The organism is Saccharothrix sp. ALI-22-I, from assembly GCF_001984175.1.
Classification (GTDB): domain Bacteria; phylum Actinomycetota; class Actinomycetes; order Mycobacteriales; family Pseudonocardiaceae; genus Actinosynnema.
Genome location: NZ_MTQP01000057.1, coordinates 113,652 through 137,289, shown reverse-complemented (window position 1 = coordinate 137,289; position 23,638 = coordinate 113,652). Strand labels below are relative to the sequence as shown.

General features: G+C 71.3%; 26 protein-coding genes and 1 riboswitch. Of the genes, 11 read left to right on the top strand and 15 right to left on the bottom strand.

The genetic code is table 11. The features are described 5' to 3' along the window. Nucleotides 1-135: 135 nt before the first annotated feature. The gene (locus ALI22I_RS16885) at nucleotides 136-1,473 is read left to right on the top strand and encodes a hemolysin family protein (RefSeq protein ID WP_077006452.1); all 1,338 of its coding nucleotides are present in this window, start codon (nucleotides 136-138) and stop codon (nucleotides 1,471-1,473) included. Next, the gene (locus tag ALI22I_RS16880; RefSeq protein ID WP_077006451.1) at nucleotides 1,470-2,504 is read left to right on the top strand and encodes a hemolysin family protein; all 1,035 of its coding nucleotides are present in this window, start codon (nucleotides 1,470-1,472) and stop codon (nucleotides 2,502-2,504) included. Before ALI22I_RS16885 ends, ALI22I_RS16880 begins: the two co-directional genes overlap by 4 nt. Before the next feature lie 57 nt (nucleotides 2,505-2,561). Here the strand turns inward: ALI22I_RS16880 and ALI22I_RS16875 are convergent, their stop codons facing one another. Then, nucleotides 2,562-3,257, bottom strand: coding sequence for an LmbU family transcriptional regulator (locus ALI22I_RS16875; RefSeq protein WP_077006450.1), 696 nt, complete (start codon nucleotides 3,255-3,257; stop codon nucleotides 2,562-2,564). 149 nt (nucleotides 3,258-3,406) lie between these two features. Between ALI22I_RS16875 and ALI22I_RS16870 the strand changes: the two genes are divergently transcribed. From ALI22I_RS16870 to ALI22I_RS50895, 3 genes are all read left to right on the top strand, one after another. Further along, nucleotides 3,407-3,988: an RNA polymerase sigma factor gene (locus tag ALI22I_RS16870; RefSeq protein ID WP_077006537.1), complete on the top strand. Its 582-nt coding sequence runs from the start codon at nucleotides 3,407-3,409 to the stop codon at nucleotides 3,986-3,988. Beyond that, nucleotides 3,981-4,925, top strand: a complete 945-nt coding sequence (locus ALI22I_RS16865) for a CU044_5270 family protein (RefSeq protein ID WP_077006449.1) — start codon at nucleotides 3,981-3,983, stop codon at nucleotides 4,923-4,925. Before ALI22I_RS16870 ends, ALI22I_RS16865 begins: the two co-directional genes overlap by 8 nt. Nucleotides 4,926-4,986: 61 nt before the next feature. Further along, nucleotides 4,987-5,259 carry a hypothetical protein gene (locus tag ALI22I_RS50895; protein ID WP_077006448.1) on the top strand — a complete coding sequence of 91 codons (273 nt, stop codon included), beginning with the start codon at nucleotides 4,987-4,989 and terminating at the stop codon, nucleotides 5,257-5,259. A 23-nt stretch (nucleotides 5,260-5,282) separates the two neighbouring features. Here ALI22I_RS50895 and ALI22I_RS16855 read toward each other — a convergent pair whose 3' ends face one another. After that, nucleotides 5,283-6,488, bottom strand: coding sequence for an MFS transporter (locus ALI22I_RS16855; protein WP_077006536.1), 1,206 nt, complete (start codon nucleotides 6,486-6,488; stop codon nucleotides 5,283-5,285). 164 nt (nucleotides 6,489-6,652) lie between these two features. On the opposite strand from ALI22I_RS16855, the gene ALI22I_RS16850 reads away from it, so the two are divergent. Beyond that, nucleotides 6,653-7,540: a 3-methyladenine DNA glycosylase gene (locus ALI22I_RS16850; protein ID WP_077006447.1), complete on the top strand. Its 888-nt coding sequence runs from the start codon at nucleotides 6,653-6,655 to the stop codon at nucleotides 7,538-7,540. 97 nt (nucleotides 7,541-7,637) lie between these two features. Next, a complete protein-coding gene (locus tag ALI22I_RS16845; RefSeq protein ID WP_077006446.1) occupies nucleotides 7,638-9,419 on the top strand; it encodes a substrate-binding domain-containing protein in 1,782 nt (593 codons plus the stop codon). A 38-nt stretch (nucleotides 9,420-9,457) separates the two neighbouring features. On the opposite strand, the gene ALI22I_RS16840 is transcribed toward ALI22I_RS16845, so the two are convergent. The 4 genes from ALI22I_RS16840 to ALI22I_RS16825 are packed head-to-tail and all read right to left on the bottom strand — an operon-like array spanning nucleotide 9,458 to nucleotide 12,064. Then, the gene (locus ALI22I_RS16840; RefSeq protein WP_077006445.1) at nucleotides 9,458-10,426 is read right to left on the bottom strand and encodes an NAD(P)-dependent alcohol dehydrogenase; all 969 of its coding nucleotides are present in this window, start codon (nucleotides 10,424-10,426) and stop codon (nucleotides 9,458-9,460) included. Between the two features lie 2 nt (nucleotides 10,427-10,428). Continuing rightward, nucleotides 10,429-10,704, bottom strand: a complete 276-nt coding sequence (locus ALI22I_RS16835) for a hypothetical protein (protein ID WP_077006444.1) — start codon at nucleotides 10,702-10,704, stop codon at nucleotides 10,429-10,431. Further along, nucleotides 10,704-11,054: an ArsR/SmtB family transcription factor gene (locus ALI22I_RS16830; protein WP_077006443.1), complete on the bottom strand. Its 351-nt coding sequence runs from the start codon at nucleotides 11,052-11,054 to the stop codon at nucleotides 10,704-10,706. The genes ALI22I_RS16835 and ALI22I_RS16830 overlap by 1 nt, the downstream gene beginning before the upstream one ends. 50 nt (nucleotides 11,055-11,104) lie before the next feature. Further along, nucleotides 11,105-12,064, bottom strand: coding sequence for a helix-turn-helix transcriptional regulator (locus tag ALI22I_RS16825; protein ID WP_077006442.1), 960 nt, complete (start codon nucleotides 12,062-12,064; stop codon nucleotides 11,105-11,107). A gap of 49 nt (nucleotides 12,065-12,113) precedes the next feature. Here ALI22I_RS16825 and ALI22I_RS16820 point away from each other — a divergent pair, with 49 nt between their 5' ends. Beyond that, complete coding sequence (locus tag ALI22I_RS16820) at nucleotides 12,114-12,521, top strand: DUF3224 domain-containing protein (protein WP_077006441.1); 408 nt, start codon at nucleotides 12,114-12,116, stop codon at nucleotides 12,519-12,521. A 73-nt stretch (nucleotides 12,522-12,594) separates the two neighbouring features. Here ALI22I_RS16820 and gcvP read toward each other — a convergent pair whose 3' ends face one another. The 8 genes from gcvP to ALI22I_RS16780 form a co-directional block, all read right to left on the bottom strand. Continuing rightward, nucleotides 12,595-15,483 carry an aminomethyl-transferring glycine dehydrogenase gene (gene gcvP, locus ALI22I_RS16815; protein ID WP_077006440.1) on the bottom strand — a complete coding sequence of 963 codons (2,889 nt, stop codon included), beginning with the start codon at nucleotides 15,481-15,483 and terminating at the stop codon, nucleotides 12,595-12,597. A 158-nt stretch (nucleotides 15,484-15,641) separates the two neighbouring features. Then, nucleotides 15,642-15,736: riboswitch (glycine riboswitch) on the bottom strand. 143 nt (nucleotides 15,737-15,879) lie between these two features. Further along, the gene (locus ALI22I_RS16810) at nucleotides 15,880-16,446 is read right to left on the bottom strand and encodes a MerR family transcriptional regulator (RefSeq protein ID WP_077006439.1); all 567 of its coding nucleotides are present in this window, start codon (nucleotides 16,444-16,446) and stop codon (nucleotides 15,880-15,882) included. Between the two features lie 685 nt (nucleotides 16,447-17,131). Beyond that, on the bottom strand, nucleotides 17,132-17,605 hold the full coding sequence (locus ALI22I_RS16805) for a bifunctional nuclease family protein (protein WP_077006438.1): 474 nt from the start codon (nucleotides 17,603-17,605) through the stop codon (nucleotides 17,132-17,134). Between the two features lie 143 nt (nucleotides 17,606-17,748). Next, nucleotides 17,749-18,432 (bottom strand): transcriptional regulator FtsR, encoded by a 684-nt coding sequence (gene ftsR / locus ALI22I_RS16800; protein ID WP_077006437.1) that lies wholly within the window; start codon nucleotides 18,430-18,432, stop codon nucleotides 17,749-17,751. Nucleotides 18,433-18,446: 14 nt separating this feature from the next. Continuing rightward, nucleotides 18,447-18,908 (bottom strand): glycogen accumulation regulator GarA, encoded by a 462-nt coding sequence (garA, locus tag ALI22I_RS16795; RefSeq protein ID WP_033427969.1) that lies wholly within the window; start codon nucleotides 18,906-18,908, stop codon nucleotides 18,447-18,449. Nucleotides 18,909-19,021: 113 nt separating this feature from the next. Continuing rightward, nucleotides 19,022-19,405 carry a glycine cleavage system protein GcvH gene (gene gcvH, locus ALI22I_RS16790; RefSeq protein WP_077006535.1) on the bottom strand — a complete coding sequence of 128 codons (384 nt, stop codon included), beginning with the start codon at nucleotides 19,403-19,405 and terminating at the stop codon, nucleotides 19,022-19,024. A gap of 59 nt (nucleotides 19,406-19,464) precedes the next feature. Further along, nucleotides 19,465-20,052 carry a CDP-alcohol phosphatidyltransferase family protein gene (locus ALI22I_RS16785; protein ID WP_077006436.1) on the bottom strand — a complete coding sequence of 196 codons (588 nt, stop codon included), beginning with the start codon at nucleotides 20,050-20,052 and terminating at the stop codon, nucleotides 19,465-19,467. 207 nt (nucleotides 20,053-20,259) lie between these two features. After that, nucleotides 20,260-20,499 carry a hypothetical protein gene (locus ALI22I_RS16780; protein ID WP_077006435.1) on the bottom strand — a complete coding sequence of 80 codons (240 nt, stop codon included), beginning with the start codon at nucleotides 20,497-20,499 and terminating at the stop codon, nucleotides 20,260-20,262. A gap of 441 nt (nucleotides 20,500-20,940) precedes the next feature. On the opposite strand from ALI22I_RS16780, the gene ALI22I_RS16775 reads away from it, so the two are divergent. Further along, nucleotides 20,941-21,360, top strand: a complete 420-nt coding sequence (locus tag ALI22I_RS16775; protein WP_077006434.1) for an STAS domain-containing protein — start codon at nucleotides 20,941-20,943, stop codon at nucleotides 21,358-21,360. A 20-nt stretch (nucleotides 21,361-21,380) separates the two neighbouring features. Here the strand turns inward: ALI22I_RS16775 and ALI22I_RS16770 are convergent, their stop codons facing one another. After that, nucleotides 21,381-22,136: an ATP-binding protein gene (locus tag ALI22I_RS16770; protein ID WP_077006433.1), complete on the bottom strand. Its 756-nt coding sequence runs from the start codon at nucleotides 22,134-22,136 to the stop codon at nucleotides 21,381-21,383. A gap of 125 nt (nucleotides 22,137-22,261) precedes the next feature. Here ALI22I_RS16770 and ALI22I_RS16765 point away from each other — a divergent pair, with 125 nt between their 5' ends. Both ALI22I_RS16765 and ALI22I_RS16760 read left to right on the top strand, forming a co-directional pair. Then, nucleotides 22,262-22,693, top strand: coding sequence for an ATP-binding protein (locus ALI22I_RS16765; RefSeq protein WP_077006432.1), 432 nt, complete (start codon nucleotides 22,262-22,264; stop codon nucleotides 22,691-22,693). Beyond that, the gene (locus ALI22I_RS16760; RefSeq protein WP_077006431.1) at nucleotides 22,690-23,481 is read left to right on the top strand and encodes a SigB/SigF/SigG family RNA polymerase sigma factor; all 792 of its coding nucleotides are present in this window, start codon (nucleotides 22,690-22,692) and stop codon (nucleotides 23,479-23,481) included. The genes ALI22I_RS16765 and ALI22I_RS16760 overlap by 4 nt, the downstream gene beginning before the upstream one ends. The last annotated feature ends 157 nt before the right edge of the window (nucleotides 23,482-23,638 follow it).

The window sequence follows — 23,638 nt, the reverse complement described above, 5'->3', positions numbered from 1 at the left end:
ATTCTGGACACCGTTCGACCACCCCTCCCGAGGAGTGATCCCTTCCGTGCGCGACGCGCAATCCCCGGGCTGCAGTACCGAGCCGGGTCCGATACCCGGCTGCCAGCCCCTCCCGGCCCCACACAGGTGGGTCCGATGACCGTCCTTCTCAGTGTTCTCGGCATCGTCGCCGTGGTGGTCCTCACCATCGGCACGTTCGTCGCGGTCGCAGCCGAGTTCTCCCTGACCGCCCTCGAACGCAGCACCGTCGAGTCGCACGTCGCCCAAGTGGGTGACGCCAAGGCACGGCGGGTGGACAAGGCCCACCGGTCCCTGTCGTTCCAGCTCTCCGGCGCGCAGCTGGCGATCACCATCACCACGCTGATCACCGGCTACATCGCCGAACCCACCATCGCCCGGCTGGTCTCGCCCGCGTTGACGGGTCTGGGCGTGCCGGAGTCGGCGGCCGGTCCGATCGCGCTGACCATCGCGTTGGCGCTGGCCACGGCGCTGTCGATGGTGTTCGGCGAGCTGGTGCCGAAGAACCTGGCCATCGCCAGGCCGCTGGAGACGGCACGGGCCGTCGCGGGCGTGCAGGCCGGGTTCTCCGCCGTGTTCCGGTGGCTGATCACCGGCCTGAACGGCACCGCGAACTGGCTGGTGCGCAGGCTCGGCGTGGAGCCGGCCGAGGAGCTGGCGTCGGCCCGGTCGCCGCAGGAGCTGGGCGCGTTGATCCGCTCCAGCGCCGAGCAGGGCACCCTCGACCCCGGCACCGCGACCCTGCTGGACCGCTCGCTGCGGTTCGGCGACCGCACCGCCGAGGAGCTGATGACCCCGCGCGTGCGGGTCGAGTCGCTGCGCGCGGACGCGACCGTGCTGGACCTGGTGGCCAAGGCGCGGGAGACGGGGTTCTCCCGGTTCCCGGTCTACCACGGCGACCTGGACGAGGTGCGCGGCATCGTGCACGTCAAGCAGGCGTTCGGGGTGCCCCGGTCGCAGCGGGCGACCACGCCGGTGTCGGCGCTGACCAGGCCGGTGCAGACGGTGCCCGCGACGTTGGAGGGCGACGCGCTGCTGGACCGGCTGCGCGCCTCCGGCCTGCAGACCGCCCTGGTCGTGGACGAGTACGGCGGCACAGCGGGCCTGGTCACGTTGGAGGACCTGGTCGAGGAGATCGTCGGCGACGTGCGCGACGAGCACGACCGGCGGGAGACCTCGCCGGTGCGGCGGCTGGGCGGCGAGGCGTGGCTGGTGTCCGGGCTGCTGAGGGACGACGAGATCGCCGAGGCGACCGGGTTCCGGATGCCCGAGGGCGACTACGAGACCGTGGCCGGGCTGGTGCTGGCCCGGCTGGGCCGCATCCCCGACGCGGGTGACGAGATCCGGGTGGACGACTGGCGGATCACCGTGGTGCAGATGGACCGGCACCGGGTGGCCGAGCTGCGGGTGGCCCGGGTCGATCCCGCGGTCGACCCGACGGGGGTGGCGCGGTGAGCGTCCTGGTGATCCTGTTGCTGTTGGCGGGCAACGCGTTCTTCGTCGGCGCCGAGTTCGCCATCATCACCGCCCGCCGCGACCGGCTGGAGGCGCTGGCCGAGCGGGGCAGCAGCCGGGCCCGCACGGTGATCAAGGCGGGCCGCGAGCTGCCGCTGATGATCGCCGGCGCGCAGCTCGGCATCACGCTGTGCTCACTGGGTCTGGGCGCGTTGGGCGAGCCCGCGGTGGCGGCGGTGCTGGAGGCGCCGTTCCACGGCATCGGCGTGCCGGACGCGGTGCTGCACGGTGTGGCGTTCGCGTTGGCGCTGATCATCGTGGTGGCGCTGCACACCGTGCTGGGCGAGATGGTGCCGAAGAACCTGGCCATCGCCGGGCCGGAGCGCACCGCGCTGCTGCTGGTGCCCGCGCACCTGTGGTTCTGCCGCCTGGTCGCGCCGCTGCTGCGCGGGTTCACCGTGGCGTCGACGGCGGTGCTGCGGCTCATGGGCGTGACGCCGAGGGACGAGCTGGAGTCCGCGTACACGCGCGACGAGCTGGCCCTGCTGATCGGGCAGTCGCGGCAGGAGGGCCTGCTGGAGGACTCCGAGCACCGGCGGCTGGCGCAGACGCTGTCGTCGGCCGAGCGGACCGTGGCCGACGTGCTGGTGCCGTTGGACCGGATCACGTCGGTGTCCGTGCTGCCCACCATGGGTGAGGTGGAGGCCGCCGTGTCGGCCACCGGCTTCTCCCGCTTCCCGGTCCGCGAGGACGACCGGCTGATCGGGTACCTGCACGTCAAGGACGTGCTGGACCTGGCCGACGCCGCCCCGTCCACGCGCGTGCCGCCGAGCCGGGTGCGCGGCCTGCCGCGGGTGCCGGTGGACGCGAGCCTGGACGACGCGGTGGCGGCGTTGCGGCGTTCGCAGAGCCACCTGGCGCAGGCCGTGTCCGCCGACGGCGCGGTGCACGGCCTGGTGGCGCTGGAGGACCTGGTCGAGGAGTACGTCGGCACCGTCCGTGACGGCACCCACGTGCGGCGCGAGCTGTGAACGTCGTGAGGCGGGTGTCATCGCGACACCCGCCTCACGACGACCGCGGTCAGCGCATCACGACGCCGGCCGCACGGCGGGCAGGCCAACCAGCCCCCGCCCCCGCTCCCGTTCCCGGTCGGCGGGCGCGGCCGACACCGCCGGCGGCGGCACGCTGACCAGCTCCAGGTCCCGGTCGGCGGCGCGGTCGAGGGCCGCCACGATCCACGCCTCGAAGTCGGCGTCGGCGGCCATCGCGGCCCGCCGCCACCGGTCCACCACCTCACTGGCCGCGCTCACCCGCGGCATCACCGCGCGGAACACCTTCGAGCCGGGGTCCCGGCTCTCCCGCAACGCCTGCCGCAGCACCGTCCGCGACCAGCCCTCCCGCTCCGCCCGGTCCAACCACTCGTCCTGCTGGGCCGGCGGCAGCGCCGCGACCTCCGCGTGGTGCTGGAACGGCAGCCCCGAGCGGCGCCGGGACGGCTCGAACTTGCGCGAGATCCACGCGTAGTTGCGCAGCGTCTGGTAGTCGAGCCCCACCGCTTCGACCGCCCGACGGTACCGGTCGGTGTACTTGTCCTGGCCGAAGACGAGCCAGTCCCCCAAGTACCACGCCGACGAGCTGACGATGCGGGAGATCCGCTGCCCCGCCTGCTCCCACGACTCGAACGTGACGTCACGCGGGAACGCCAGCCCCACCGGCGTGGTGAGGATCCGGCCCTCGGCCGCGCCGACGGGACGCCCGCGTTGCACTGCGTTCACCTTGGTCACTTGCTCCCCCTGATCCGCTACGGGTGTCATTGCTACCGCAGGGGTCCTCACACACCGGTCAACTTCCGCTCACACCCGTGAACCCGATCGCGCCCATCGGTGGACAACAGGTGACCGCCCTCCGACCGGAGGCATCCGGAAAGGCCACCATGACACCGACCGACGCCGAGATCATCGAACGGTCCGGGCAGCAGCCCGACGTGTTCGCGGCGATCTTCGACCGGCACGCGCCGCACATCCAGCGGTACCTGGCGCGCAGGCTCGGCCCGCAGGTCGCGGACGACCTCGTGGCCGAGACGTTCCTCACCGCGTTCGACAAGCGGCACCGCTACGACCGGGCCCGCCCGGACGCCCGGCCGTGGCTGTACGGCATCGCCACGAACCTCGTCGCACAGCACCGCAGGCAGGAGGCCCGCCGGTACGGGTCCGGCGAGGCGGCGGTCGTCGCCGAGCAGGACCACGCCGACCACGCCGACCGCGTCGCCGCCGAGGTGACCGCCCAGGCCATGCGGTCGATGCTGGCCGGCGCGCTGGGCGGGCTGTCCGCCGAGGACCGGGACGTGCTGCTGCTGATCGCCTGGGAGCAGCTGAGCTACGAGGAAGTCGCGTCGGCGCTGGCGATCCCGGTCGGCACCGTGCGGTCCCGGTTGAACCGGGCCCGCCGCAAGGTCAGGCATGCGCTGGGCGAGCAGAACCCCACCGACGTCGAGGAGTTGCTGAACAATGGATGACCTGCAGTTGGTGCGCGAACTGGGCGACGAGACGCCCTTGCCGGACCAGGCGGCGTTGGCGCCCGCACGGGCCGTGTTCCTGGCCGGGATCGCCGAGCGGGGGCCGGTGCGGCTGCGCAAGCGGCGGTCCCGGTACACGCTGGTCGGCGCGTCCGTGGTCGGCCTCGCGGCGGCCGTCGCGGCGACGATCACGTTGCTGCCGTCGGGCCGGCCGCCCTCCGGTGGTCAGGCGGTGGCCACGTCGACTTCCTCGCAGGCTTCGTCGCCGGCCGAGGTCACGCCGGTCCTGGACGCGGTGCGGCTGCTCGGTTATGCCGCCGAGACGGCCCGTACCGACCCGTCCGCCCCGCCGCGGCCGGACCAGTTCGTCTACACCCGCAGCAAGCTCGGTGACGGCGCGGAGCGGGAGATCTGGCTGTCGGTCGACGGCACCCGGGACGGCCTGCTGCGCGACCCCGGCGGCGACATTCCGCTGCCGGGGTGCGAGAACGGGCAGCGGGACGTGTTCAAGGTGCCCGGGCAGGTGCTGGGTACCGAGCTGTGCGAGCCGCGGCCCGCGTACCGGTCGGACCTGCCGACCGACGTGGACGGGATGCTGGCCTACCTCGACGCGAACGCCAGCGGTGCGCCGGGCAGCGTCAACGCGCGCGGCAAGGACGTGCTGGCGCTGGTCCAGGAGGCCTACCTGCCGCAGCAGACCAGGGCCGCGCTGTACGAGGCGGCGGCGCGCGTGCCGGGGCTGAGCGTGGTGCAGGACGCGAAGGACGGCGCGGGACGTCCGGGGATCGGCATCACGTGGCCGACGCCGGCGGGTTCGTCGCCCGACGCCAAGCCGGTGGTGATCGTGTTCGACGCGACCACCTTCGAGCTGCTCGGCACGAACTTCGACGCGACCGTCGAGCAGGCCGTGGTGGACCAGGCGGGGCAGCGGCCCTGACCGCAGGGGTGGGACCGGTCCGACGGGGCGTGGCCGGTCCCACCCGACTACGGTTGGTCACGTGGATCCGCATGAGGATGACGACGACGAGGACGAGTTCGACTCCCAAGAGGAGGAGGACGGGTTCGACGAGGACGACGTCGAGGACGAGGACGACCTGTTCGGCGTGACCTCCGAGCCCCGCACCATCTGCCACCTGTGCGGCGGGGCGGGGTTCATCGCCAACCCCACGTCAGCGGTGATCGGCGGCGCGCCGCGCACCGTGGACAACGGCCGGGAATGCCCCCACTGCGTCGGAGCCCGCAAGTTCCCCGGCCTGGTCCCCCCACTCTGAACCACCCGCGCCGCCCCTCGGCGTCAGCGGTTCGCCGCGACCAGTTCCGCCTCCCGGAACGCCTTCGGCGACAGCCCGAGCCACGCGGTGACCAGGGCCCCGATCTGGATCAGCGCCGCCATCACCCACACCGCCCGCAGGCCGAACCCGGCGGCCACGAAACCGCCGGTGAGGGCACCCAGCGGGGTCAGTCCCCAGGCCAGCGCCCGATGACTGGTCAGCACCCGGCCGAGCAGCGCGGGTGGGGTGAAGCGCTGCCGGCTGGACTGCGAGCACACGTTCCACACCATCACGATCGCGGACTGGAGCAGGTTCACCACCCCGATCGCCCACGCCCACGGCGGCAGCACGGCGATCAACGCCACCGTCACCACCATGCCGACCTGCCCCAGCCGCATCGACCACGCGTACCCGAGCCGGCCCACGATCCGGCTCACCACGAACGACGACAGCACCCACCCGGCCGCCGAGCACGCCAGCATCACGCCGTAGCCGACGGCTCCGAGCCCCAGCACCTCCTTCGCGTACAGCACGAACATCGCGATCGCCGCGCTCGCCGCGAACGACCCGAGCCCCACCGCGATCGTGATCGACAGCAACAGCCGCGTGCCGACCAGGAACTTCAGCCCGTCGGCGATATCCCGCAACGGGTGCTTGGCCGACGGCGTCGCCGCCGCCGACCGCAGCCCCCGTACCAGCGCGAACGCGACCATCGCGGCCACGCAAGCCACCCACGCGGGCGTGCCCAGGCCGAACGCGACCAGGAACCCGGCCACCGGCGGCACCACGAACTGCACCGCGCCCCGGTCGATCAGGATCAGCCGCGTGTTCGCCATGGCCAGCCGCCCCGGCTCGACCACCTCCGGCACCAACGCGCCGGACGCGCCGTCACCGAGCACCTGCGCCGACGTCACCACGAACGCCACGACCACCAACAACGGCAGGCTCAGCGCGTCCGTCACCCCCGCCACCGCGAGCGCCAACGCCGCGCACCCCTGCACCGCGTACGCCGACGCGAGCACCGTGCTGCGCCGCACCCGGTCGATCAGCACACCCGCGAACAGCGAGAACAACAGCCACGGCGACTGACCCACGACGTTGACCAGCGACAGCTGCCGCGGATCGGAGGTGATCGTCGCCGCGATCCACGGCACCACCGACAACATCAGGCCTTCGGCCACCGAACCGGACACCGCGACGGCCTGTAGCCGCACCCACCCCCTGGACATGGTCAACACCCTGCCGGCAGGACGTGACGCCGCCGAACGTTTTAGCGTGGGGTGGACTCTCCGCTGCAGGTCTCGCGGTCAGCCGACGTGAGGGCCGTGAAGAGGTGTCGTCGCGCACCGGGCTCGGGCCGGCCCTGGCCAGGGGCGAAGTACCCTGGTCAACCGTGGGGGTCGTCGTTTTGTCCGAAGCCGAGTGGTCCGCGCGCCGTGACGCGCACGCGGACCGCGTGAAGCAGTGGACCGGCCCGCACCACGAGCGCAAGGCCGCCGGCCTCAAGCACCCCGTGCTGGACTTCTTGTTCAGCTACTACTCGCACCGCCCGTCCCGGCTGGAACGCTGGCACCCCGGCCCCGGCGTGGTCCTCGAAGGCGACGCGGCGCGCGCCTACCTCAAGTGGCCCGTCTACAAGCGCACCGACGAGGGCGTGACGCTGGACGTCGAGGCGTTCGCGCGGGAACGGGCCAACACGATCGGGTTCGCGGGCAGGCTGCTCACCGCCACCGCCGGCCGCGCGCCCCGGCTGGGCTGCTTCGGCTTGCACGAGTGGGCGATGGTCTACCGGCAGCAGCCCGAGCAGGTGCGGCACAACGCGTGGCCGCTGCGCCTGGGCAGCACCGGCACCGACCAGGTGGTGGAGTCGCAGCGGGTGCAGTGCGGGCACTTCGACGCGTTCCGCTTCTTCACGCCTCAAGCGAGGCCGCACAACGCGCTCCAGCCGACCCGCGAGACGCAGGCGGAGCTGGAGCAGCCGGGCTGCCTGCACGCCAACATGGACCTGTTCAAGTGGTCCTACAAGCTCGACCCGGCCACCCCGTCCGAGCTGGTCGCGGACTGCTTCGAGCTGGCGTTGCGGATTCGCGAGCTGGACATGCGGGCCAGCCCGTACGACCTGGCGGCGCTGGGCTACCGGCCGGTGCCGATCGAGACGGCCGAGGGCCGCGCCGAGTACGTGCGGCAGCAGAGCGCGTTCGCCGAGGCCGCCGCGCCGCTGAGGGCACGGCTGATCGACCTGACCCGGGTGCTGTCAGCCGGTCTCGTCACCGCCGGATGACTCCGAGTGACTTCACCCATTCTGAAGATGTCACCTGTTAGCGTGACGCCGGTCGGGATTCGCCAGCCGTAGTCGGTCGGACGCTGAGAGGAAGACGATGTCTCGACACCGCGCGCTGCGGACGAAGGTGCGGCGCGGCATCGCGACGTGGCCCGTGGCCATTGTCGGCCTTGTTGTCCTGGTGGTGCTCGGTTGGCTCGGCTGGAGCTGGGTCGGCGGCATCGTGGAACGCCGTGCCGCCGCACAGGCCGGTGACTGCAACGAGGGCCAGGCGCTGCTCCGGGTCGCCGCGACGCCCAGCGTCGCCGAAGCGGTCAAGCAGGTCGCCGAGGCGTGGAGCAAGCAGCGACCCGTCGTCTACGACCACTGCATCCAGGTCGAGGTGCAGTCGATCGACTCCGGGGTCGTGCTCGAAGGCCTCACCCAGGGCTGGGACACCGCCAAGATCGGCGAACGCCCGCACGCGTGGGTCACCGACTCGATGCTGTGGGCCGACCGGCTCGGCGCGCAGAACGCCGCACTGCTCGGCGCGGCCCCCGAGTCCATCGCGACCAGTCCCGTGCTGCTCGCCCTGCACCAGGAGCCCGCGCAGGCGGTGCAGTCCGGTTCCGGGTTCCGGTGGACCGACCTGCCCGACCTGGCCGGCGCGGCGGACGGCTGGGGCCGGTTCGGCCACCCCGAGTGGGGTCAGTTCAGGGTCGCCATGCCCGATCCGGCGACGAGCGCGGCCACCGCGATGGCCGTGCAGTCGGCGCTGGCCGGCGCGAGCCCCGACGGCAAGGGACCCGTCACCACCGAGATGCTGGCGCTGGACCCGGTGAAGACCACGATGAGCAAGCTCACCGCGTCCAAGCCGGAGCAGACGCCCGTGGGCACGTGGGAGGCGTTGAACCAGCTCGGCACGAACACCGCGGTGAACGCGGCCGGGTTCAGCGCGGTCCCGGTGTTCGAGGTGGACCTGTACCGGCACAACACCGGCAAGGACAGCGGCACGCCGCCGGCGCAGCCCCTGTACGGGGTGGCGGCGGGCGGGCCGACGCCGATCGCGGACTTCCCGTTCGTGCCGCTGGCGGGCGACTGGGTCGGTGAGGCCCAGGTGCGCGCGGCCCAGGCGTTCCGGGAGTTCCTGCACGAGGACGACCAGCAGAAGATCCTGGCCGGCGCGGGCCTGCGGGTCGAGGCCACCACCGACCGGCCCAAGCCGTCACCCGGCATCCGCTGGGCCGCGGTCACCGACACACTCGCGCCCGCCGACGCCAACACGACCCAGCAGATCTCGGCCGCGTGGGCGACGGCGGACAACGGGCAGGTCGTCACCGTGCTGGTGGACACGTCGAAGTCGATGGAGGAACCCGGCGGCGACGGACGCAGCCGGATGGACTGGCTGAAGCAGGCGCTGTCCGGGCAGGTCACCCGGTCGGTATCCGGATCGCTCGGGCTGTGGGAGTTCTCCCGGCAGCTCGACGGCGACAAGCCGTACCGGCAGCTCGTGGCCACCGGGCCGGTCGCCGCGCAGCGGCAGGCGCTGCTGGACGGCGTGGCCGGGCTGCAACCGCGGAGCGCGACCCAGCTCTACACCAGCGTGCTGGCGCTGTACCAGCAGACGTTGGCCAACTACCAGGACGGCAAGCGCAACCGGATCGTGGTGCTCACCGACGGCGTGAACGACGGCGGGCTGACGTTCGAGGAGCTGACCTCGCGGCTGGCGTCGGCCAAGCAGCCCGGCAAGGACATCGTGATCAGCGTCATCGCGATCGGCCCCGACCCGGAACGCGAACCGTTGACCGAACTGGCCCGCTCCACCGGTGGCACGTTGTCGGTGGTCGAGGACGGTCGCGGCATCGACGCCGCGCTCGCCCAACTGCTCTCGGCCACCTAGCCCGCCACGCCTGGCCCGCCACGCCTGGCCCGCCACGCCTAGCTCGTCACGACGACCTTGCCGCGTGCGTGACCGCCGGCGACGTGCTGGATCGCCCGCGCGGTGTCGCTCAACGGGTACGTGTGGCCGACGACGGTCCTGAGTTGCCCGGACTCCGCCAGGCGGGCCAGTTCTTCCAGGTCGGCGCGGGTGGTCTTGCCGAGGAACGGCGCCATCCGGCGGCGCGTGAACGGCCGGATCACTTCGGCCTTGAGCCGGTGCCGGCCCCCACCCAGCCACTTGCCGCCGTTGCCGCTATTCGGCATGAGCGCACCGGTGGGCGTGAGCAGCCGCAACAACACCGAGAACGGGTGGTTCATGATGTGGTCGAGGATCGCGTCGTACCGCTCCGAGGTGCGGGTGAAGTCCTCGCGCGAGTAGTCCACGACGTGGTCCGCGCCCAGTTCCCGCACCAGCTCGACGTTGTTCGGGCCGCACACCGCGGTCACCTCCGCGCCCATCGACTTCGCGATCTGCACGGCGAAGTGGCCGACGCCCCCGGACGAGCCGTTGACCAGCAGCCGTTGCCCCGCGGTCAGCTTTGCCGCGTCGCGCACGCCCTGCAACGCGGTGATCCCGGCCAGCGGCAGGCCCGCGGCCTCCTCGAACGTCACGCCCGCCGGCTTGGCGACCAGGTCGTCCTCGTCCGCGCACGCGTACTCGGCGAACGTCGCCTTGCCCTCGCCGAACACCTCGTCACCGGGCTTGAACCGGGTGACCCCACCGCCGACGGCCTCCACGACACCGGCCACGTCCGTGCCGGGGGTGGTCCGCTTCGGCGTGCGCAGCCCGAAGCCCGCCAGGCGCAGGAAGTACGGGGTGCCGGTCATGATGAACCAGTCGGCGATGTTCACCCCCGCCGCGTGCACGCGCACCAGCACCTGCCGCTCGCCCGGCTCGGGCCGGTCGACCTCCCGGAACTCCAGCACGTCCGGATCGCCGTACATGTCCTGCACGATCGCCTTCATGGTCACTCCACCGTTCTGAGGATGTGCTCGACGGACGCGGTGCGGGTGCGCAGGTCCGCCAGGTCCGCGGCGGTGCGCTGCTGCACGTCGAGGGTGTTCTCGGCCAGTTGTTCGTAGCGGCGCACGAGCTGTCGCAGCCCCTCGGCCTGCTCGGCGTTGGTCTTCGACTTGCGCGTGTCCAGGAAGCTGCTGATCAGGAACATCACGAAGACCAGAGCCAGGAACAGGACACCGACGGCGAGGATCGCGCCGGGCCAGGTGATCTCGCTGAAATCCATTACGAACGCTCCTCGCGCGCCGGACCTCGCTGCGGGTCCGGTGTGGTCAGGGTCAGGACGGCCTCGGCCAGCGCCGACGGGGTCAGGGTGAAGTCGAAGTCCGCGATCTCGAAGTACTTCATGGCTTTGCCGTCCTCGGACAGCTCCAGGCTGCCGACGACCAGACCGGCCGCCTCCAGCCGTTGCAGGTGCATGTGGAGCAGCGGCCGGCTCACCCCGATCACGCGGGCGAGGTGGCTGACGTAGTCGCGCCCGCCCGCCAGGGTGGCCACGATGCGCAGCCGCAGCGGGTTGGCCAGCGCGGCCAGCACCTCGACCAGCTCGTCGCCGGTCGGTCCGGTGGCCGTCATGACGCTCCTTCACGTGTAAGAATTCTCTTACACGTGTAACCGTAGCACGTTCACCGCTGGTAGACGGCGCCCATTGCGGCGATCCTGGCGATGACCCGCTCCCGCAGCTCCGGTGGTTCCAGCACTTCGACCTCCGGGCCGAGGCGGAGCAGGTCGACCAAGGCGTGGTCCAACGACTCGACCGGCACGCGCACGGTCGTCCAGTCGCCGTCGGGCTCGACGTCCTTGAGCTCGCGGGCCGCGACGAGGCTGAGCAGCACCTTGGCGCTCCTGAGCCCGCTCGGCGTCATCCGGACCGTCACCCGCATCGGGTACATGCGCTCCTCGAACCGCTCCGACCAGCCCGCCCAGTACTCGGCCAGGTCGAACCCGTCCGGCCGGTCGAACGGCTCGTCCAGCGCGGTCAGCTCCAACACCCGCGAGACCCGGTACGTGCGCAGGTCGTCGGTGCGCGCGACCAGGTACCAGGTGCCGGCCTTGAGCACGAGACCGAGCGGCTCGACCGTCCGCTCCACCTCGACCTGCGCCCACCGCAGGTACCGGATGCGCAGGCGGCGCTGCTGCCACACGGCTTCCGCGATCTCGGCCACGTGCGGCGTTCCCTCGTTGCCGCGGAACCACCCCGGCGCGTCCAGGTGGAACCTCTCCCGCACCCTCGCGGCCCGCGACCGCAGCTCCGGCGGCAGGGCGGCGAGCACCTTGAGCTGCGCCGCAGCCACCACCGCGCCCAACCCCAGCTCGGCGGCCGGACCCGGCATACCGGCGAGGAACAGCGAGTCGGCCTCCTCGGTGGTCAGCCCGGTGAGCCTGGTGCGGTAGCCGTCGACCAGCCGGTAACCGCCCGCCGGCCCGCGGTCGGCGTACACCGGGACACCGGACGCGCCGAGCGCTTCGACGTCCCGGTAGACCGTGCGGACGGACACTTCCAGCTCGTCCGCCAACTCCTGCGCCGTCATCCGTCCGCGGGACTGGAGCAGGAGCAGCAGGGACAACAACCGACTGGCACGCATCCGGCCATCCTGACAGCACCTGTCAGGTATGCCCGGCACGATTCCGCCCATGACCACCACGCACGCCACCGCCGGCGCGGAAATGAAGAGCTGGGACGAACACACCTGGGACGGCAAGCGCTACGACGAGGTCACCGGCCCGAAGCAGACGACCGGCGCCATGACCGTCGCGTACAGCGGAGCTCTGGAAGCCGTGGGCGACATGCGTTTCGTCATGTCGTACCCGGACGACGATTCGTGCACCTCGATCGCCTACGAGCTCGTCACCGGCACCCTCGACGGCCGCAAGGGCACCTTCGTCCTCCACCACACCGGCGGCTACCGGGACGGCGTAGCCGACGCCACCTTCACCGTCGTCTCCGCCACCGACGACCTGACCGGCCTCACCGGCACCGGCCGCATCACCTGGGCCCAGGGCGAACCGGGGCGGTTCGAGCTGGACTACGAGATCACCTGATCACGAATGAGCGGACAGCACGGAACCCTGGCCGCGAGCGTCACGGCCAGGGTTCCGGGGCGAGCTGTGCCGATCAGCCGCCGTAGGCGGAGACCGGCGGGCAGGAGCAGACCAGGTTGCGGTCGCCCTTGGCACCGTCGATGCGGCGCACCGGGGGCCAGATCTTCGGCGCCGAGGTGCCCGCCGGGAAGACCGCCACCTCGCGGCTGTACGGGTGGTTCCACTCGGTCGCGATCGACGCCGCCGTGTGCGGTGCGTTGCGCAGCGGGTTGTCGTCCACCGGCCACTCACCCGACCCGACACGGTCGATCTCGTGCCGGATCGCGATCATCGCGTCGATGAACCGGTCGATCTCGGCCAGGTCCTCGCTCTCCGTCGGCTCCACCATGAGCGTCCCCGCCACCGGGAACGACATGGTCGGCGCGTGCAGACCGTAGTCCGCCAACCGCTTCGCCACGTCGTCCACCGTCACACCGGTCGCCTTGGTGATCGGCCGCAGGTCCAGGATGCACTCGTGGGCCACGAACCCGCCCTCGCCGGTGTAGAGCACCGGGAAGTGCTCGTCCAACCGGCGCGCCACGTAGTTCGCCGCCGCCACCGCGGTCAGCGTCGCCCGGCGCAGGCCGTCCGCGCCCATCATCCGCACGTACGCCCACGAGATCGGCAGGATCGACGCCGAACCCCACGGCGCGGCGCTGATCGGGCCGACACCGGAAGCCGGACCGGCCAGCGGCTGGAGCGGGTGGTTGGGCAGGAACGGCGCCAGGTGCGACCGCACGCCGATCGGCCCCACACCGGGGCCGCCGCCGCCGTGCGGGATGCAGAACGTCTTGTGCAGGTTCAGGTGCGACACGTCCGACCCGAACTTGCCGTACTGGGCCAGCCCGATCAGCGCGTTGAGGTTCGCGCCGTCCACGTACACCTGGCCACCGGCGTCGTGCACCAGCCCGCACACCTCGCGCACGGTGTCCTCGTACACGCCGTGCGTCGACGGGTAGGTGATCATGATCGCGGCCAGGTCGTCGCGGTGCGCCTCGATCGTCGCGCGCAAGTGCGAGAGGTCCACGTTGCCGTGCTCGTCGCACTTGACGACCACGACCCGCATCCCGGCCATCACCGCGGACGCGGCGTTGGTGCCGTGCGCGCTGGACGGGATCAGGCACACGTCGCGGTCCGCGTCGCCGTTGGCGCGGTGGTACGCGCGGATCGCCAGCAGACCGGCGAACTCGCCCTGGCTGCCCGCGTTGGGCTGCAACGACACCGCGTCGTACCCGGTCAGGTCAGCCAGCCACCGCTCCAGGTCGCCGACGATGGTCAGCAGCCCCTCGGCGTCCGACGGCGGCGAGAACGGGTGCAGGTCGGCGAACTCCGGCCAGGTGATGGGCTCCATCTCGGCCGTGGCGTTGAGCTTCATCGTGCACGAGCCCAGCGGGATCATGCTGCGGTCCAGCGCCACGTCCTTGTCCGACAACGCGCGCAGGTAGCGCAGCAGCGCGGTCTCGGAGCGGTGCGAGTGGAACACCGGGTGGGTCAGGTAGTCGCTGGTGCGGCGCAGGTCGCCGGGGATGCCGTCGGCGGTGTCGGCGTCCAGGCCGTCCACGTCGGCGACGGTCACGCCGAACGCCTTCCACACCAGTTCCAGGTGGTCGCGGGCGGTGGTCTCGTCGCACGCGATGGAGACCACGTCGGCGTCCACCTGCCACAGGTTCACGCCCAGGTCGCGCGCGGCGGAGACGACGTCGGCGGCACGGCCCTCGACGCGCGCCTGCACGGTGTCGAAGAACTCGCCGTGCACGACCTCGACACCCGCCTCCAGCAGGCCCGCGGCCAGCACGGTCGCCATCCGGTGGGCGCGGGTCGCGATCGCCTTCAGCCCCTCCGGGCCGTGGTAGACCGCGTACATGGAGGCGATCACCGCGAGCAGGACCTGCGCGGTGCAGATGTTGCTGGTCGCCTTCTCCCGGCGGATGTGCTGCTCACGCGTCTGCAGTGCGAGGCGGTAGGCCAGTGAGCCGTCCGCGTCCACGGACACGCCGACCAGCCGTCCGGGCAACTGCCGCTCCAGGCCCTGCCGCACGGCCATGTACCCCGCGTGCGGACCGCCGAACCCGATCGGCACACCGAACCGCTGGGTGGTGCCGACGACGACGTCCGCGCCGATCTCGCCGGGCGGGCGCAGCAGCGTCAACGACAGCAGGTCGGCCGCGACCACGGCCTGCGCGCCGGCCTTGTGGATCTCCTCGATCACCCCCGCGTGGTCGCGGACCACGCCGGACGCGCCGGGGTACGACAGCAGCACGCCGAAGTAGTCGCCGCCCAGGCCGAGCCCTTCCAGGCCCTGGGACAGGTCGGCGGTGACGATCTCGATGCCCAGCGGCTCGGCGCGGGTCTCGATGACGGCCAGGGTCTGCGGCAGCGTGTCCACGTCCACCACGAACTTCGTCGACTTCGACCGGCTCGCGCGGCGGACCAGGGTCATCGCCTCGGCGGCGGCGGTGGACTCGTCCAGCATCGACGCGTTCGCCAGCGGCAGGCCGGTCAGGTCGCCGACCATGGTCTGGAAGTTGAGCAGGGCTTCGAGACGGCCCTGGGAGATCTCCGGCTGGTACGGCGTGTACGCGGTGTACCAGGCCGGGCTCTCCAGCACGTTGCGGCGGATCACCGGCGGGGTGGTGGTGCCGTAGTAGCCGAGGCCGATCATCTGGGTCATCGGGCGGTTGCGGCCGGCGAGGACGCGCAGTTCGGCCAGAGCCTCGGTCTCGGTGGCGGGCGACGGCAGGTCCAGCACCAGGTCGCGCTCGCGGATCGACTCGGGCACGGCGCGTTGCGCCAACTCCTCCAGGGAGCCGACGCCGATGACGTCGAGGATGCGCGCCAGCTCGGCGGGCCGCGGGCCCACGTGCCGGTCGGCGAAGGGGGTGCCGTGCTCGAGTGCGGCGAGGGGGATGCGGTCCTGCGTCATTGATGCGCCTCCAGGGCGGGCTACGGGCACACTTCTGCCGTTGCCCTCCCCCTCTGTCTTCTGCCCGTCGTCGGGCGCCTGAGAGCTTCACCCGGCTGTCCGGGCTTGCACCGTCGGCGGGGTCGACCGGGTGTGGCCGACCCGCTTTCCAGAGGCGTCTCACCCGCGCGGTCCTTGCGCCTGAGAGGTTCCGGGGAGGATTTGCTCCTTCGGCGCCGAGACTGCACGACTCGGACTCTCCCGCGCGGGATAAAGCGACTACGTGCGAAATCGTACCCGGCCGACGCACCGGCGGTATCGCCGGCGCGACGTGGATCTCAGTGCGCCGGCCGGGTGTTCACGTCCGGTGCCGGCCGTGGGGTCAGCCGTGGGCCGGCCGTGGGGTCCGGCCGTGGGTCAGCCGATCGCCCGGGTGCGGCGGCGACGGGACAGCTCGTCGTCGGCCGACTCCACGATCTCGGCGCCGTCCGCGCGTTCGGCGGGGAACTCGTGGATGGTGCCGCTGATCTCCCGCATCGCGCCGCTCACCGCGATGCCGAACACACCCTGGCCGCCTTGGAGCAGGTCGACGACCTCCTCCGGCGAGGTGCACTCGTAGACCGTGGTGCCATCGCTGAACAGCGTGATCCGGGCCAGGTCCTGCACGCCGCGGCGGCGCAGGTGGTCGACCGCGACTCGGATGTTCTGCAACGAGACACCGGTGTCCAGGAGCCTCTTGACGACCTTGAGGACCAGGATGTCCTTGAACGAGTAGAGCCGTTGGCTGCCTGAGCCGTGGGCACTCCTTATGGTCGGGTTGACCAGCCCCGTGCGTGCCCAGTAGTCCAGCTGGCGGTAGGTGATCCCCGCGATCTGGCACGCGGCGGGGCCGCGGTACCCGACGAGTTCGTCCGGCAGCGAGGAGTCCGGGAACAGTTCACCCTGTTCGCCGAATCCGGCCCGGATGGGCGCTTCCTCGACCACGCCTGCCTCCCCTCGGTCCGGTCACGACGACCGGCGACCAACGTGAAGCCGCCTCGGTGTCCGAATCACACCTTGGCAATTCACCTGAGTTCGACGGTAAGACCGCCTAGGGGGCAGGTCAACGCGACGCGCGGGACGCATCTCACCTAAACCTCAGGTTGACGTTGAGAGAGTCGCCCGACGTAAGCCATTCGGGTGACGTTTAGTAATCGTTTAGCGGATCATCGTTGACGTTGTGCAACCCATACGTGTGACACCGGGGGGGTGGCACGCCGCGTTGATCCACAACGCAGCGCACACGCTTGCGAGGGGCCGTCCATGGCGCGCGGCCGACGTTCCGGCCCCTCGCAGGTGTCGCCCGACCGGTTCGCGGCAGTTATCCAGCACCCGGCGTCGGCAGTTGTCCACAGGCCCGCCTCCGGCGACCCCGGACTGTCGGACCCCTGCGGCAGAATCAAATCAGGGGTCCCCTTGGAGGGGACCCCTGCAAAGCCGGCTCCAGGCTCGGCGGACCGGATTCACGGCCGGCAGGCCGGGCCGGAGATGGGAACTCGCGGGCGTCCGGACCACATCGCCCACAGGACGAAGCAGGGCCCCCTCACGGGACCCTTTTTCCAGCACGACCCGACCGCACGTGCCCACGAGGGCACACGGCCGCCCGACCTCGACGGCGGGCAGTCGCTACCTACGTGTCGGCGCCGCGGAAGTCTTCCGGCGAGACGGAGTCGAGGAACTCGCGGAACTTCTCGACCTCGTCCTCCTGCTCGTCCGGGATGATGAGGCCCGCCTCCGCCAGCACCGACTCCTCGGCGTGGATCGGCACACCGATCCGCAGCGCCAACGCCACGGAATCGCTGGGCCGCGCGGATACCCGGATGTCACCGTCGAACACGAGTTCCGCGAAGTACGTGCCTTCTTGCAGGTCGGTGATCCGCACCTGCTCCAGCTGCCGGCCGAGGGCGCCGATCACGTCCTTGAGCAGGTCGTGGGTCAACGGCCGGGCAGGACGGACACCTTGCTGCTCCAACGCGATCGCCGTGGCCTCGACCGATCCGATCCAGATCGGCAGGTACCGGTCGCCCTCGGTTTCACGCAGCAGCAGGATCGGCTGGTTGGCGGGCAGTTCCACCCGCACGCCGACGACGCGCATTTCGCTCATCGGGTCTCGCCTCCCTCAGCGCGCTGAAATTCTGGCGTCCCCGCTACCTACGAGGATCCCCCACGTACCCCTTCGACGCTACCCGCCAAGCGGGCTGTCTGCGCAACCGCCGGCCACCTCCGCATCACGATGCGGACACGTGTTCACCTCGGCGAAACGCGGCCACCTGCGATATCTCGCAGTCCGACCTTCACCAGCAGTGTGTGCAGGGTTACCGACAGCGCCGCCAACTCCCGCACGACTTCGTCGGCTCGGGCCCGGTCGCGCTGCCGGTGCAGCGCGCCGACGACCTGCTCCACCAGCCCGACCTCGCGGTCCGCGGCGGCACGGAACGGGCGCAGGTGACGCGCCTCCAACCCGTGCTCGACCATCGCCCGCACGGTCGAGGCGATCTGCACCGCCTCGTGGTCGTACAACCCGCCCGCACCGGCCCTGATCAGGCCGTGTTGCTCCAGGTCGGCCAGCACACCGGGCTCGATGCCCGCCCGCGCCAGCAGGTCCGCGCGGGTGACCCGGTGCCCGCCGGCCGGGGTGAGGTCGACCGCGCGCAACGCCTTGGCCGCGCTCTGGTCGGCCGCGTCCAACTGCTCCTTGATGACCTTCAGCGGCAGGTACCTGTCCCGCTGCGCGGCCAGGATGTACCGCAGGCGCTCGACGTCCGCCGAGGTGAACTGGCGGTACCCCGAGGCCGTGCGCGCCGGGCGGACCAACCCCTCCGACTCCAGGAACCGGATTTTCGAGATTGTGACGTCGGGGAAATCGGATCGGAGCTGCGCCAGCACCGCCCCGATGCTCAACCCCCCGCGTGGCCGCCCGGCCGCCGTCACCGGAGCCCCATCGCTCAGGCCCCCTGGCCCCCGGCGCCCGGACCGGTCAGGAACACCAGGCGGAACTTGCCGATCTGCACCTCGTCGCCGTTGGCCAGCACCGCCTGGTCGACGGGCTCGCGGTTGACGTAGGTGCCGTTGAGGCTGCCCACGTCGATGACCACGAACTCGCCGCCCTCGCGGCGGAACTCGGCGTGCCGGCGGGAGACCGTCACGTCGTCGAGGAAGATGTCGCTGTCGGGGTGCCGCCCGGCGCTGGTCGTGTCGCGGTCCAGCAGGAACCTCGACCCCGCGTTGGGGCCACGCTTGACCACGAGCAGGGCCGATCCGGCCGGCAGCGCGTCGACACCGGCGACGGCCGGCTCCTGGGCGGGCGCCTCGGCGCCCTCGACCTCGGCGAGGAAGTCGGCCCGGAAAACGGAGGTCCGCTCCGGGGACTGCTCGGGCGGAACGCCTGGCCCGTCGTTCGTGCTCACCTGAGCTCTCCTCCTGCTGCTGGAAGCGTCGAGTTCGTTAGAACCTACCGTGCCCGAACCCTTGTCTGAGGAGCGGCTCCCCCACCGACCGAAGAGCCGCCGGAAGATCGACGTCACTCCGCCGCCGCCAGCTCCTGGTACGCGGCGGCGTCGAGCAGGTCGTCGACCGCAGTCGGGTCGTCCAGCCTCAATTCCACCATCCACCCCTCGCCGTACGGGTCCGAGTTCACCAGGTCGGGCTGTTGGTCCAACGAGTCGTTGCGCGTGATGACCTCACCGGCGAGCGGAGCGTAAATGTCCGACACGCTTTTGGTGGACTCCACCTCACCCAGCGTCTGGCCGGCCGCGACCTGTTCGCCGAGCTCGGGGAGCTGGACGAACACGACGTCGCCGAGCTGCTCCTGGGCGTAGTCGGTGATGCCCACGCGCACGGTGTCCTCACCAGTGCGCAGCACCCACTCATGTTCCTCGGTGTACTTGAGCTCCTCGGGAATCACCGCGGTGTGCTCCTTCAATGACGGTGGATCTTCGCTGCCGGATCTTCCCACGTCGTCGTTCAAGCGGGCGCGACCCCCGGCCGTCGACGCAACGCGAGGGTGAACTGGTAGACGTACAGCACGCCCGACCACAGGTAGAGGGCGCCGCCCCAGATCATGAACGCGTAGGCCACCGGACGGGCGATCTGCGCGGCCGTGGAGGTGCCCTGGGCGAGCAGGAGCATGGGGAACGCGTAGAGCAGGTTGAACGTGGCGGCCTTGCCGAGGTAGTTGACCTCGAACGGGCCGTAGCCGCGGGCCCGGAGCACTGGCAGGCAGGCGCCGACCACGACCTCGCGGACGACCAGCACCACCGCCACCCACCAGGGCACGATGCCGCGCACGACGAAGGCGAGCAGGGTGGCGAGGATGTAGAGCCGGTCGGCGGCCGGGTCGAGCAGGGCGCCGAGTTTGCTGGCCTGGTCCAGCCAGCGGGCGATCTTGCCGTCCAGCCAGTCGGACAGGCCCGCGGCGACCAGGATGACCAGCGCCCAGCCGTCGGCCTCCGGGCCGAGCAGCAGGTACAGGAACAGGGGCACGCCGAGCAGCCGCAACACGCTGAGCGCGTTCGGGATGGTCAGCAGCCGGTCGGCTGGATCGCGCGGCACGCACGAACTCTAGAGGCCGCCCGACGTGCCCCGATGGCCGACTCGCTGTGGCCGGCCTGAGGACTCGCGTGTCCTGAGCGTTGAACTCGGGTGTCCTGAACGTTCGACTCACGCGACCCGAGCGTTCGACTCACGCGTTCTGAGCGTTCAACTCGGGTGTTCTGAGCGTTGGACACGCGCGTTCTGGGGGTTGGACACGCGCGGGGGTTAGTGGGCGCGGGTGCGGCTCCAGCCGCGGCGTTGCAGTTCGTCGCCGCTGAGTGCTTGCGGACGACCGCGGTCGTCGACGCCGACCCAGCGGGCGCGGAAACCTTCGAGCACGTAGGCGTGGCCCTTGCTCCAGACCACGCTGCACGGGGCTGTGGGCAGCGAACCAGCGCCGGTTGTGCCGGCACGCGCTGCCCTGGGCTTCGCGGGCTCGGACTCGGTTTCCGTTCTGGTGCTCATCAGTCAATCCCTCCACCAGGGGTGTCGCTCACGACTCTCGCGGCGTTATCCCCGACACCGGATTCTGCGCGACTGTGGTGGAGCCCACCTCTTGTTCGGGCCGAGTCCGCGCCCGCCGGGTCGTTGTCGTCGCCGAGTTGTGCCGAACCCCTCGAAACGCTTCTCCCGAGGTGTAACCGACACGGAGGGGATCAAACCGTTCACCGTACGTCACCCGCCGCACACCGAAACGCGCACTACACTGGTACCGATCAGGCCGCTGCCCACGCGCTTGTGGTGTTGCCACGGGCTACGTACGGTGGGTAGCGCAGCGGTTGAGCCAACAGCCGCGCCGGGAAGTCCGGCTAGCGGGCACGTTCCGCCACGCTGCTGTTCAGCGCTGCGCACTCCTCGCGCACCCGGGCTTCCCATCAAGCGGTTTCAGCTGAAGAGGAGAGCCTCGTGACGGTTCAGGATCCGGACGTCGTGGCGACGAGCGGAGCCGAGTCCGCCGCGGCCAACAGCCCGCGGGCCGGGCAGCTCGGGCTCGCCGTCCGCACCGTGGCCGAAGGCGCCACCGTGGTCGCGGTGAGCGGTGAGATCGACATGCTCACCGCTCCCCAACTGCGCGCCGACGTCCTGCAGCACCTCGACGCCGGCGGCACGCTGGTGCTGGACATGTCCGGGGTCAGCTTCCTGGGCTCGGCCGGTCTGGCGGTGCTGGTGGAGGCGTCGCAGCACGCCAAGCGCCGGGGCGCGGCGTTCCGCGTCGTGGCGGTGGAACGCGCGGTGACGCGCCCGTTGGCCGCCACCGGACTGGGCGAGGTGTTCAGCGTCTTCGAATCGGTCGAGCGGGCGCTGGAGGCGGACGAGGCGCGCTGAACGACGATGGCCGAGCGGGTCTAGACGTGCGGCACCATGTCGATGACTTGATCCACGCCCGCCGCGACGAGTGCGCGGCGGGCGTGGCCGTTTTCGGGCGCGCGCACGACGACCCGGTTGCCCGCCGCGGCTGCCGCCTCGGCGACGGCCCGCAGGCTGCGGACGAGGCCTTCGTTGCGCTCGCCGACGGCGCGCAGGTCGACCACCACCGGCACAGACCCGCCGCGCGCCGCGGTGAGGATGCGGCGGCGGACGGAGGGCGCGGCGGGCGCGGGCACGTCGCCGAGCACGAGCACCTCCACCCAGCCGTCGTGCGCGGTGACGTGCACCGGCTCGGACGGTGGCGAAGGGGCGAGGTACGTGCCGCGCAGCCTGTGCCCATGGGTCATGACGAGGGTGACGGTGGTGCCGCTCGGCTGCCGGTCGACCAGCACTTCGTCGACGTTCTCGCGCATCAGCAGCAGCCCGCGACCGCGGGTGGACAGGGTGGGCGGCGGCACGCGCCAGGTGCCGTAGTCGGCGACGACGACCCGCACGCTGCCGTCGGGCCGGGCCTCGGCGTCGATGTGGACGGTGCCGCGCTCGCCGGGGTCGTACGCGTGCTCCACGGCGTTGCTGGCGGCCTCGTTCACCGCTATGAGCAGGTCGTACCGCTCGTCCTCACTGAGACCTTCAGCGGCCAGCCACGAGTCGAGTCTGGCGCGGACCTTTGCGAGCTGCCCGACATGTGCCGGGAACTCCACTCCCCAGTGGTGGTCCGCGAGTTGATCGGTCACAAGGCCTCCCCGTCGCACCAGTCAGTCTTCCCGGCCCGCGCGTCGGCTACACGTGTGAGCGACGATCAGTTCGGGTACCGATAGCTTCAGCAGCACAACTAGACAGAACGGACGACGAGGTGAGCGTGTCGCACACTGAGCCGCGAAGCGGTGAGTCGGAGAACGCCCTGGCCGGGGTCGAGTTGCGGATGGCGGCCGACCCCACGCAGCTGTCGATCGTCCGGGCGGTGGCCGCCGACATCGCCATGCGCCAGGACTTCGACCTGGACTCCATCGAGGACTTGAAGCTGGCGGTGGACGAGGCGTGCTCGACGCTGATCTCGCTGGCCACACAGGGGGCTGTGCTCAGCGCCCAGTTCATCGTCGTGGACGGCTCGGTGCAGGTGTTCACCAAGGTGGGTTCGCAGCGGTCGGCGCCCCCTGACCGGGACAGCTTCGGCTGGCGCGTGCTGAGCGCGCTGGTCGATTCGGTCACGACGTGGGTCGCGCCGCAGGCGGAGACGTACGAGGTGCACATCGACCTGGTCAAGCGGTCGCTGGGGACGGTGGATGCGTGACGGGGTCGGACGGGGGCACGACACGGTCCGGCACGCAGGGGGACTACGACCACCTGGCGCCGCTGTTCGTCCAGCTCGCCGCGACCGCCAAAGAAGACCCCCGGTGGGAGCGACTGCGCGACGAGTTGGTGACCGAACACCTGCCCGTGGCCAAGCACATCGCGCGCCGGTTCGGGCACCGCGGTGAGCCGTACGACGACCTGGTGCAGGTCGCGACGGTCGGCCTGATCAACGCGGTGGACCGGTTCGACCCGGAGCGGGGCAGCGACTTCCTGTCGTTCGCGGTGCCGACGATCATGGGCGAGGTCCGGAAGTACTTCCGGGACTCCAGCTGGTCGGTGCGGATGCCGCGGCGGCTCAAGGAGCTGCACCTGGCGATCAACGCGGGGTCGGCGCGGCTGTCGCAGGAGCTGGGTCGGGCGCCGACGCCGAGCGAGCTGGCGCAGCACCTGGGGTTGAGCCGGGAGGAGATCCACGAGGGTCTGGCGGCGGGCAACGCCTACCACAGCGCGTCGTTGGACGACCTGCTCGTGGCCGACGACAGCTCCATCTCGCTGGGCAGCACGCTGGGCGGGGAGGACCCGGAGCTGGAGGCGATCGAGCAGCGGGAGGCGCTGCACCCGCTGCTGGAGAAGCTGCCGGAGCGGGAGCGCAAGATCGTGGTGATGCGGTTCTTCGGGAACATGACGCAGACCCAGATCGCGCAGAAGGTCGGCATCTCGCAGATGCACGTGTCGCGGCTGTTGGCCAAGACGCTGCGGCAGTTGCGCGAGGGTCTGACCGAATAGGACTGCCCGGACCGGCTGTGACGACGCTGGAGGCCGCCTGACTTCCCGGTCAGGCGGCCTTGGCATGGTGCGGGGTGTTCCGGCTCGTGGGGGTGGTGCGGCGGCCCTGGGGCTAGGGGCGACCGTCATCGGTCGGGCCTGGTCGGGTTCCGGCGAG

What these genes read in the sequence shown, in the direction of transcription:
- ALI22I_RS16885 (WP_077006452.1), top strand. Translation starts at nt 136, where the DNA reads ATGACCGTCCTTCTCAGTGTTCTCGGCATCGTCGCCGTGGTGGTCCTC.
- ALI22I_RS16870 (WP_077006537.1), top strand. Translation starts at nt 3,407, where the DNA reads ATGACACCGACCGACGCCGAGATCATCGAACGGTCCGGGCAGCAGCCC.
- ALI22I_RS16865 (WP_077006449.1), top strand. Translation starts at nt 3,981, where the DNA reads ATGGATGACCTGCAGTTGGTGCGCGAACTGGGCGACGAGACGCCCTTG.
- ALI22I_RS16855 (WP_077006536.1), bottom strand. Translation starts at nt 6,488, where the DNA reads ATGTCCAGGGGGTGGGTGCGGCTACAGGCCGTCGCGGTGTCCGGTTCG.
- ALI22I_RS16845 (WP_077006446.1), top strand. Translation starts at nt 7,638, where the DNA reads ATGTCTCGACACCGCGCGCTGCGGACGAAGGTGCGGCGCGGCATCGCG.
- ALI22I_RS16840 (WP_077006445.1), bottom strand. Translation starts at nt 10,426, where the DNA reads ATGAAGGCGATCGTGCAGGACATGTACGGCGATCCGGACGTGCTGGAG.
- ALI22I_RS16835 (WP_077006444.1), bottom strand. Translation starts at nt 10,704, where the DNA reads ATGGATTTCAGCGAGATCACCTGGCCCGGCGCGATCCTCGCCGTCGGT.
- ALI22I_RS16830 (WP_077006443.1), bottom strand. Translation starts at nt 11,054, where the DNA reads ATGACGGCCACCGGACCGACCGGCGACGAGCTGGTCGAGGTGCTGGCC.
- ALI22I_RS16825 (WP_077006442.1), bottom strand. Translation starts at nt 12,064, where the DNA reads ATGCGTGCCAGTCGGTTGTTGTCCCTGCTGCTCCTGCTCCAGTCCCGC.
- ALI22I_RS16820 (WP_077006441.1), top strand. Translation starts at nt 12,114, where the DNA reads ATGACCACCACGCACGCCACCGCCGGCGCGGAAATGAAGAGCTGGGAC.
- gcvP (WP_077006440.1), bottom strand. Translation starts at nt 15,483, where the DNA reads ATGACGCAGGACCGCATCCCCCTCGCCGCACTCGAGCACGGCACCCCC.
- ALI22I_RS16805 (WP_077006438.1), bottom strand. Translation starts at nt 17,605, where the DNA reads ATGAGCGAAATGCGCGTCGTCGGCGTGCGGGTGGAACTGCCCGCCAAC.
- ALI22I_RS16780 (WP_077006435.1), bottom strand. Translation starts at nt 20,499, where the DNA reads ATGAGCACCAGAACGGAAACCGAGTCCGAGCCCGCGAAGCCCAGGGCA.